Raw genomic sequence first — 1801 nt, forward strand, 5'->3', positions numbered from 1 at the left:
ATGGACGACCTGTTCACCCAGGTGCCGGGCATATGGATCAATGACCGTGAAAACTACGCCCTGGGAGAACGGATTACTGTTCGGGGCGTAGGATGGCGCGCCCAGTTCGGGGTCCGGGGCATCCAGGTGGTAATGGATGGCATCCCCCTGACGATGGCCGACGGGCAGGCAATGCTCACGGTGGTGGATCCGGCCTTTATTCAGCGGGCTGAGCTCGTGCGGGGACCCTCCTCGATGTTCTGGGGCAACAGCAGCGGCGGGGTGCTCTACCTGAATACCAACCCACCAACCAATACCCAGTCCCCATTCATGGTTCGGGGGACTGTCGGATCGTACGGGCTCAAAAAGACCGATGTCCAGTTTACACAAAAATTTGGCAATCATGGAGTTAGCGGGTATGCCTCATACTTAAATCAAGCCGGATACCGCGATCATAGTAAAGTCCGCATCGGCCGGGCGGGCGTTACCGGGGCGATCGACCTGGATGCCGATAACCGGCTCGAGTACTTCGGGGCATACGCCAACATGCCGGAAGCCGAACATCCCAGCAGTCTCACCCGACAGCAGGTCCGGGAGGATCCCACCCAGGCCAACGGATTTTTCCAGAATTTCGGGGCCGGCAAGCAGATCAGCCAGGGACAGGGAGGCATCAGCTTCTCAAATACCAGCTCGCTCGGTTTCTTCAAGGCCACCGCCTACGGCACCTTCCGGGATCTTGACAATCCGCTGCCGTTCGGGGTTATCGACCTTCAGCGGAAAGCCGGCGGAGCACGCGCCACACTTCAGCAGCAGATGGGGAACCTTTCGGTTAATATCGGGGTGGAAAGCAAACTCCAGCACGACGACCGCACTGAGTACGACGCCGATGCCGATCAACCCGACAAGCGCGGACCGGTGGACCTGGACCAGGTGGAAAAGGTCAACAACCATGCCGGATTCTTGACCGCTTCCTATGATGTGGGAAATCTGAAACTGCTCGGTTCGCTCCGGTATGACTGGATCCGTTTCGAGGCCGACTCCGATTCAATTGCCCTTGCCGGCAAACGTAACTTCCAGGCGCTCAGTCCGGGAATTGGCCTGAATTACTCGCTCGGCTCCGTCGACATTTACAGCAACCTCAGCACCGGGTTTGAAGCGCCGACGGCCAACGAGCTGAGCAACCGGCCCGAAGGCGGTAACGGATTTAATCCCAACCTGGGCCCTGAAAAGACCGTGGGGCTGGAACTCGGCGGGCGCGGGCAGCTGTGGTCGTCCCGGCTCTCATTTGATATTGCGGGTTATAACCTGTGGATCACCGACCTTTTGTTTCCCTACCGGCTGGAAGTTAACGGTCCCGACTATTACCGCAACCAGGGCGAAACAATCCACCGGGGCATTGAGGCCAACCTGAACTACCGGTTTTCGCACAGCCTGCAGGCCGAGCTCACCTACAACTTTACCGACGCCTATTTCAACCGGGCCTCTACCCGCGACAGTGTTTCCCTGGACGGGAATGCCGTTCCGGGAGTCCCTGAGCACCGGTTTTCGGGCGCCCTGCACTGGCGACCCGGTCAACTGTGGATAACCACCGACCTGCAACATGTCAGTGAATTTGCCGTGGACAACCTGAATACCGCGTTCAACGAGGAATACTGGGTCGTCAATGGACGGGCCAGTTATAACGAGCTTCAGCTGGGAGCCGATGTGAGGCTGAGCCCCTTTGTTGCGGTCAACAATATCTTTGACGCCCGTTACAACGGTTCGGTGGTGGTCAACGCGGGAGGCAATTATTACGAGCCGGCCGCCGGGATCAACTGGAGAA

At 58.4% G+C, this 1801-nt stretch carries 1 protein-coding gene; it reads left to right on the top strand.

What is annotated here, in order from left to right:
* Nucleotides 1-1801, top strand: a 1801-nt coding sequence (locus ACG2E4_RS18305) for a TonB-dependent receptor family protein (RefSeq protein WP_395277493.1), incomplete at both ends; no start/stop codon positions are given.

The organism is Halalkalibaculum sp. DA384 (assembly GCF_043951955.1).
Lineage (GTDB): Bacteria > Bacteroidota > Rhodothermia > Balneolales > Balneolaceae > JAMQKA01.